Here is a 7,103-nt window from a genome sequence, read left to right on the forward strand (position 1 = left end):
GTAAGGGGTTAGTTCTGGTGCAGAAGGTTCATATCGCGCTGACCGAAGCCGTGCCGCCTCCGCTTCACGGCGACGTGCAGTCCAAACTCGCTTTTCTGGACAATCGGCTGAGCAGCGCGCTGCTCAATGCAGCCGGCACGGCAATCGATGCGGTTGCTTCCCAAGCGCTTTCCTCGGACGAACGCGACGCGCTCGAAGCCAAGGCGCAGGCACTTGTGACATCGATGTGCGATGACGCATTCATTCCGGATATCCGGACCCTGTCGGAACGCCGCGGCGCGATGCGCTTTTCCGACGATCCGATGCCCGACCTTCTTGCACGCCGCGAAGTGGTGCAAGAGGGGGAGGGGTTTTTCGCGATCGGTCCGTTGCTGACCGGCGTTATGGACTATCTCGAAGTGCGATTGACCGGCATTGCCAAGGAACAAGGCGCCGCTCCTTATCGCTTTCCCGCGCTCATCTCCTCTTCGTATCTCGAAAAAGTCCAGTATTTCAAAAACTTTCCGCACAGCCTGGCGTTTGTCAGCCATTTGAATGCGAATGTCGAAGATATCGACCGCTTCGCCCGCGAAGCGCATTGTTGCGGCCCGATCATCAAGGTTGACCCCGCGGTGATGGCGGCACCAAAAGCGATGCTGTCGCCGACGATATGTCATCATCTCTATCACATGCTGGAGGGCACACGTATCGACGAGACGGGCTTCGTCGCGACGGCGTTCGGCCATTGTTTCCGGTATGAATCGCGCAACATGAACGCGCTCGAGCGCGTCTGGAACTTCACGATGCGCGAGCTGATTTTCGTCGGCGACGAAGATTTCGTCGAAGCTGGCATCAACCGCGCGCGCGAAGCGTTCGAGGAGGTGCTGGCGGACCTCGATCTGAGCTATGCCATCATGACCGCGAACGACCCGTTTTTCGTCGGCACCTATCGCGATCAGGCCGCCTATCAGGCGGCGTTCGAGTTGAAATATGAGGTTCGCGCGCCGCTTCCCTATTCCGGCCACTCCATCGCCATCGCGTCGCAGAACAGCCATCGCAACTTCTTCGGACGCACGCTCGCTATTCGTGATCATCATGGCGATCATGCGTGCACCGGATGTTTCGGGGTCGGCTATGAACGGCTTGCGCTCGCCTTCGTCGCGCAGCATGGGATCGACCGCGATCATTGGCCCGCGACCGTGCGCGACATTCTCTCTTCGCACGTTCCTCGCGGCGGTTTCAGTGAGCAGGAAAAAGCATGAACGACATGGCGATCTGGGATCAACTGACCGCGGTGCTGCGGACACAGTTCAAAGATGGAGCGCTGCCGGTGACGGTCGAGACGACCGCTTCCGACGTTCCCGGATGGGATAGCCTTGCGCACATCCGGTTCATTCTCGCCGTCGAAAAGGGGTTCGGGATCAAGTTTCGGACGGCCGAGATTTCGTCGTTCGACAATCTAGGCGATCTTGCGGCGATGATTGCGCAGAAGCTGCAATGACCTACGGCCTGGTCGGGGCGGCGACCATCGGAACGGACGCTCGGCTGGCTGTGGCCAGCCTCGCGCATGAGGCGCTCGCGCCCTATTATAACCGGCTTTCCATTCCGGAGGACAGGCTTCGCGCTATTCTTGCCGACGAGGCATGCGATCCGGCCACTGAACTCGGGGCAGGGCAGGCGATGATGGTCAATGGGCGCGTTGCCGCGTTGATCGTCGGCTATCCAGCGGACGAGATGCGGGCGCGGCAGCAGGCCAGCCTGTTCCATCTGCTGCGGGCCGAGGTCGAGGAGAGCGAAGCCATTCTGGTCGCGGCCGGCGCACAGGCTGCAGATGTAACACCAATCCCATCCGATGCCTTCTATCTGGCGCGGATCGCGGTCACCCCCGTATACAGAGGAACGGGACTGGCGGAAACGCTTCTGTCATCGATCGGAGCGGATCAGCCGTTATCGATGCCGATCGGGCTGCATGTTCATCGCGACAATGAACGCGCGATACGTTTCTATCTGCGCGGGGGCTTCGTTCGTGCCGACGATGCGGATTTACCGTTCAGATCCTTTGTCCTGCGACGCTGAGCACGGCCGTTGCTGATCCAGCTCAACCTCAATTTTTGGCTCGCGGCGGCCGTTGTCTTTGTCGCGATCCGGTTGCCATTGATGCGGACCGGAACCTGGTACGGTCTGCTGAATCTGGCAGGCCTTGCCATTATCCTGGGATGGCGAGTTGCGGCATCGGTGTCGGTCCTGTCGGTGCTGCTCTGGTTCGCGGCCTGGGCAGTCGAGCGCCTGCCCGAACGCGTCGGCGCTATCGCATTTGCCACGACGCTCGCTGGGCTGATCCTGTTGCTCGCGCTGCACAAGCTGCTGTTCGAGCTGGGTATCGGGGGAAGCCTCGCCGGTCCGACTCTCGCCGCCGCGAGGGGATTGGAGTTGATCGCCTATTCTTATTTTGCCCTTCGTGCATTGGATATGCTGAACGCCGTCCGCGGCGGCATGCGCCTGATCGACCCGCTGGCCCTGTCGGGCTTTCTCGCGCCATTCTTCATGATGCCGGCCGGCCCGATCAATGCTTATGCGCCGCATGTAGCCTTCGGGGGTGGCGATGCGCCCAAGGCGCCTTCAACAGGCGAGTTCGCACGCGGCGTGGAAACCATCGTCGCCGGCCTGTTCATGAAGTTCGTGTTGGCCGAATTGTTGCGCCTTTGGGTCGTGGGAGCGAACGGCGACTGGCCGACGGGCACGCTGGCGAGCAGCGCGGTGACCTTCGTTTATATTTTCCTCGACTTCGCGGGTTACTCGGCCGTTGCTCTCGGTATCGGCCGCTTGATCGGCGTGCCGACCCCCCGCAATTTTCGTTGGCCGTTCTTGGCGACCAGCCTCACCGATTTTTGGACGCGATGGCACATCTCGCTGGGTGACTGGCTGAAACGTAATCTCTATTTCCCGATTCAGTTGGCGTTGATGCGCCGGACTGGGGGCGCGTTTCCGGTCGCGACGGCGACCGCGGGGCTGGTATGTGCCTTCACTTTCGCTGGTGTCTGGCATCGGTTTACCCTAGACTTTCTGGTATGGGGAATACTGTTCGGCATCCTGTTGTCGATCGAGAAGGTCGTGCAGGACCAGTTCTGGCGACCCTTCTGTCAGCGGCATCCCCGCGTCGTCGTCGCCGCACGCTGGCTGGGTCCGGTTTATGTGACTTTCACCGTGATCGCGATGCTGCACCTCACCGCGATGACTCAAATGGTGGGGAATGATCGATGAGGATTCTTGTCGTTCTTGCTCGCTCGCTCGCCTGCCTTGCGATGCTCGCGGCTGTGGTGGTCATGACGCAGTCGGATACCGGCGCTTTCGTTTACGGAGGGTTTTGACGCCATGGCCGGTTTGCGCGAGGCGGCGAAAGCATCGGCCATGTTGATCGCATTGCTGCTGATTGTCGCCGCATTCTCGCAACTGCTGCGTACGGCGCTCTGGCCCGAGCTTCGCGACAGCTATCGGCACAGCTTCAGCTGGACGCCCGGATCGCATTTCGGCGGAGCGATGGTCGCGCTGCGTACCGACGCGCGCGGCGCTTGCGTCATCCTGGGCAATTCGGCGGCGCGCGAGGCTCTGGACCCATTGATTCTGTCGTCGGTCGATCCTAAGCTGATGTTCCTGAATGCCGCGACGACGGGCGGCAATAATATGGTGTTCGAACTGCAGGCGCGGCTGCTTGCCGCGCATGGGGTTCGTCCGCGCTGCACCATATTGGCGATGAACAGCTGGAACATGTTCTCGAACGGCCCGCCCCAGATCGTGACGGACGATTATCTGGCGCTGCTCGGCTGGGACGATCTAGCCGCGCTGTCCTATTCGCCCTTTTTGACTCGCGAAGGGCCGCGCGTTGCGGCGGGGCTGGTCCTCCCACTGAAACCGCAGGGGAAGCAGATCAACCGGGTATTGCGGCAGCATATTTGGGCATGGAGGGTCGCTGGCGGAGAGGCGCTTCCCTTGTCGCGCTTGGCCTATTTCGCGGGCGAACTCGACTCTCCGCAGCCGTATCTCTACGCCGGAAAGACCGACATATTGGCGACGCAGCGCGCCGCGCTGGTCGCGCGCAACCGCGAATATTACGATCCGGCCCGCTATGGCGGACGAAAGGAAAAGGAGAGCCTCGCTGCGACGCTGAACACTTTGTCGCGGGTGAGCGACGATACGACGATCGTCATTCTGCCGCAGTCGCCGATCCTCGAACGGGCGTCGCGCGTTGCCGATCCCTCTTTTCGCGCGGCGATCGCGCCTTACCGGTCAAGGATCCGGCTCATCGATTGTTCGGCGGTCAACTCATCCATCTATTTCCACGATGAGGGCCATCTCAACGCGCGGGGCCGCTTAGCCTTGTCGAAAGCGCTGGCGACAGCGCTCGTTCATGGCGATGACCCGTCCGCCTCGGAATGTGTCGCGTTGTATCCGGGAGGCTAGCTACTAGCTTACCCGATAACCATCTGTGGACCTCGGGTAATCGCGGCGCCGAGTCGGATTGTCGATAGTGTTGCGATCTGGGCGCTTTGCCCGGTGGTAAGCAACACTGGAGGATTCGATGCCGCATTCTGTAGGATTGGACGTTTCGCAGAAGACTACTGCAATATGCGTGGTTGATGCTGAAGGCACGCGCATCTGGAGAGGCGACTGCCCCACGCACCCCAAGCAGATCTCTACGCTGGTTTCCAAGCACGCTGGATCTGATGCAAAGGTTGGAGTGGAGACCGGTGCAATGACGCCCTGGCTGGTGCATGGCTTGCGAGCTTCAGGCCTCCAAGTCGATTGTCTCGATGCGCGCCGTGTGAAGTCAGCGCTGCAGATGCGATTGAACAAGACGGACCACAACGATGCAGAAGGCCTAGCGCAGGTAGTGCGAACGGGCTGGTATCGGGCGGTGCACGTCAAGTCGCTTGAAGCTCATCAGGCGCGATCGCTTCTTGGAGCCAGAGCTCAGCTGGTGGGTATGCGAACGCGGCTTGCCAACATGATACGAGGTGTTCTGAAGACCTTCGGCATCTTGCCCGGGAGTGAGCGAGGTATGCGGTTCGATCGACGCGTTGAGCATGCCATGGAAAATTCGCCCGAAGTGGCTGCGATAGTGCAACCGCTGCTGGTGTCATGGAGACATTTGCGTGAGCAGATTGCCGGTTTCGACGTCGCCATCCAGCGCCGCGTCAAGGCTGACCCGACCTGCCGGCTGCTGATGAGCGTTCCGGGCATTGGGGCACTATCGGCGCTCGCATTCGTCAGCACCATCGAGGACCCGGCACGGTTCTCGCGTTCTCGAGCTGTCGGTGCTCACCTCGGTCTGACGCCCAGACGCTACCAGTCGGGAGAGATCGATCGAAGCGGGCGGATCTCCCGCTGCGGCGATGCCTTGGCGCGAACGCTCATGTATGAGGCAGCGGTCGTGATCTTGCACAGGGTCAAGCGCTCGTTGCCTTTGAAGGACTGGGCACTGGCGATCGCCGAGCGCTCGGGGCCGGGCAAGGCGCGTATAGCTCTCGCACGCAAGCTATCGGTGATCCTGCACAGCATATGGCGATCGGGCGAGCCGTTCCGCTGGGAGCCTGAGACCGCCGCGCAATAGTTTATCAGATCATCCCCCAGGCGGATGAACTTGTCGCCTCGGGCGAGGTGCGGGTGACTGCGCTTTAGGGGCCATGGGCACGTCACTGTGACGCAAGCCCGTTGTGGACCTTGCAGCACTCGCGCTTTTCCAACCGGACCAGATGTTGCGGCGGTATTTGCCGACCGCGGAGAGAACCATGACCCGGAAAGCGACGAAGAAGCAGGCTTGACGAGGGAGGCGCGATTAGAGAACGCCCCAAAAGACGCAAGCAGTTTTTGGAGGTAGTTCACGTAGTCGGATGCTGCCATCTGTCCGGCCTCTGATGCAGCATCGGAGGCTGCGGGCCCGTATGGGAGTTCGCGGACCGGAACCACATCACTCACAGCGTGCTCGCGGCACGGTGGTTAGCCCTGGTTCTTCCGGCCCCGTCTCGCCGACTGTTGTGCCATACTCTCCTTCGACCGACTACGCCTTCCGGCGACCTCTGGTCCGCCTTGGCTTACGCCGCGGCTGCGACCGGAGCTCTGTAATCCTCTTCCTTCACAAGCACGGCCCAGATGATCCGCGCTGTCTTGTTGGCAAGGGCAACCGTGACCAGCGTGCGCGGTTTCCTCGCCATCATCTGCTCTAGCCATGAGCCCTTAGGCGCGCCTCGCTTGCTGGCCTGCAGGACCACCGCACTGCAACCTATGATGAGCAATCGCCGCAGTGTGCGCTCGCCCATTTTGGATATCGAGCCCAGCTTCTGCTTGCCGCCCGTCGACATCTGCCTTGGAGCCAGCCCTAGCCACGCCGCAAAGTCCCGTCCCTTGGTGAAGGTTTCTGCCGGCGGTGCCAGAGCCGCCAATGCGGTGGCCGTAATCGGTCCACCCCAGGGATCGTTATCAGCCGCCTGGCAACGGCATCCTCACGAGCCCGCCGCGTAATCTCCTTGTCGAGTTCGCCGATCTTCTCGTTCAGCTCCTCCAGCAGGTCGAGCATCGTGCGGAACATCGCCCTGGCTGCCTCGGGTAGCGACGAGCCCATCTCGTCCTCAAGCAGATCGCCGAGCATCGCGACGTGCGACGGGCCTTTGGGCGCTACCCAGCCATATTCGGTCAGATGGCCTCGGATGGCATTGATCAGCTGGGTACGTTGCCGCACCAGCAGGTCACGAGTCCGGAACACCTGTCAGTGGGCGTGTAATTCTCCGCAAAAGTGGGCTTTGAAAATTCCCTGATTGTTGGTCCTGGTTCCCCAAAGAGCCGGGGTTAACCCCGGCTCTTTGGGGAACGCAAAAATTGGCGCGAGAAGGTCTCCCGACAGGAGGCGACGCCGATGATCCGACTTGGAGAAGCCATGATGATATTGGAGCTGCACCGGCAGGGGCTGTCGGTAACTGCGATTGCCCGCCGCACAGGCCGCGATTGCGGATTCCGAGGTCATCGCGCGCAGTGTTCCGATTTGATCGTGCGCAGCATTCCGACGTGATCTCGCGCAGCATTCCGATTTGAAGCTGCGCACGATTCCGATTTGATCATGCGCAGCATTCCGA

The 7,103-nt window shown here is 61.1% G+C and carries 8 protein-coding genes and 1 pseudogene; 6 read left to right on the plus strand and 3 right to left on the minus strand.

Annotated elements, in window-relative coordinates:
* Positions 1 to 17: 17 nt before the first annotated feature.
* From CDQ92_RS19075 to CDQ92_RS19090, 4 genes are read left to right on the plus strand one after another with little or no spacing between them, the layout of a single operon-like run.
* A complete protein-coding gene (locus CDQ92_RS19075; RefSeq protein WP_088443748.1) occupies positions 18 to 1,241 on the plus strand; it encodes a class-II aminoacyl-tRNA synthetase family protein in 1,224 nt (407 codons plus the stop codon).
* A complete protein-coding gene (locus CDQ92_RS19080; RefSeq protein WP_229667628.1) occupies positions 1,238 to 1,480 on the plus strand; it encodes an acyl carrier protein in 243 nt (80 codons plus the stop codon). Before CDQ92_RS19075 ends, CDQ92_RS19080 begins: the two co-directional genes overlap by 4 nt.
* Positions 1,481 to 1,530: 50 nt before the next feature.
* Positions 1,531 to 2,055, plus strand: coding sequence for a GNAT family N-acetyltransferase (locus CDQ92_RS19085; protein WP_158213904.1), 525 nt, complete (start codon positions 1,531 to 1,533; stop codon positions 2,053 to 2,055).
* Positions 2,056 to 2,064: 9 nt separating this feature from the next.
* Positions 2,065 to 3,240, plus strand: a complete 1,176-nt coding sequence (locus CDQ92_RS19090; protein ID WP_088443753.1) for an MBOAT family O-acyltransferase — start codon at positions 2,065 to 2,067, stop codon at positions 3,238 to 3,240.
* Here the strand turns inward: CDQ92_RS19090 and CDQ92_RS21735 are convergent.
* Positions 3,216 to 3,389: a hypothetical protein gene (locus CDQ92_RS21735; RefSeq protein WP_229667629.1), complete on the minus strand. Its 174-nt coding sequence runs from the start codon at positions 3,387 to 3,389 to the stop codon at positions 3,216 to 3,218. The two genes, CDQ92_RS19090 and CDQ92_RS21735, sit on opposite strands and share 25 nt — an antisense overlap.
* Here CDQ92_RS21735 and CDQ92_RS19095 point away from each other — a divergent pair.
* On the plus strand, positions 3,388 to 4,437 hold the full coding sequence (locus CDQ92_RS19095; RefSeq protein ID WP_144035833.1) for a hypothetical protein: 1,050 nt from the start codon (positions 3,388 to 3,390) through the stop codon (positions 4,435 to 4,437). The two genes, CDQ92_RS21735 and CDQ92_RS19095, sit on opposite strands and share 2 nt — an antisense overlap.
* 118 nt (positions 4,438 to 4,555) lie before the next feature.
* On the plus strand, positions 4,556 to 5,587 hold the full coding sequence (locus CDQ92_RS19100; protein WP_088443756.1) for an IS110 family RNA-guided transposase: 1,032 nt from the start codon (positions 4,556 to 4,558) through the stop codon (positions 5,585 to 5,587).
* A 481-nt stretch (positions 5,588 to 6,068) separates the two neighbouring features.
* Here CDQ92_RS19100 and CDQ92_RS22035 read toward each other — a convergent pair.
* Together CDQ92_RS22035 and CDQ92_RS21750 are read right to left on the minus strand one after the other, a co-directional pair.
* Positions 6,069 to 6,736: pseudogene (locus CDQ92_RS22035) on the minus strand (IS110 family RNA-guided transposase); the annotation flags it as partial.
* A 3-nt stretch (positions 6,737 to 6,739) separates the two neighbouring features.
* On the minus strand, positions 6,740 to 7,103 hold a 364-nt coding region (locus tag CDQ92_RS21750; RefSeq protein WP_229667633.1), incomplete at its 5' end, for a hypothetical protein.

It is taken from the genome of Sphingopyxis bauzanensis, from assembly GCF_002205675.1.
GTDB classification, from domain to species: domain Bacteria; phylum Pseudomonadota; class Alphaproteobacteria; order Sphingomonadales; family Sphingomonadaceae; genus Sphingopyxis; species Sphingopyxis bauzanensis.

Excerpts from the sequence above, each read along its gene's own strand:
- CDQ92_RS21735 (WP_229667629.1), bottom strand. The coding sequence starts at position 3,389 with ATGGCCGATGCTTTCGCCGCCTCGCGCAAACCGGCCATGGCGTCAAAA.
- CDQ92_RS19095 (WP_144035833.1), top strand. The coding sequence starts at position 3,388 with ATGTTGATCGCATTGCTGCTGATTGTCGCCGCATTCTCGCAACTGCTG.
- CDQ92_RS19100 (WP_088443756.1), top strand. The coding sequence starts at position 4,556 with ATGCCGCATTCTGTAGGATTGGACGTTTCGCAGAAGACTACTGCAATA.
- CDQ92_RS19080 (WP_229667628.1), top strand. The coding sequence starts at position 1,238 with ATGAACGACATGGCGATCTGGGATCAACTGACCGCGGTGCTGCGGACA.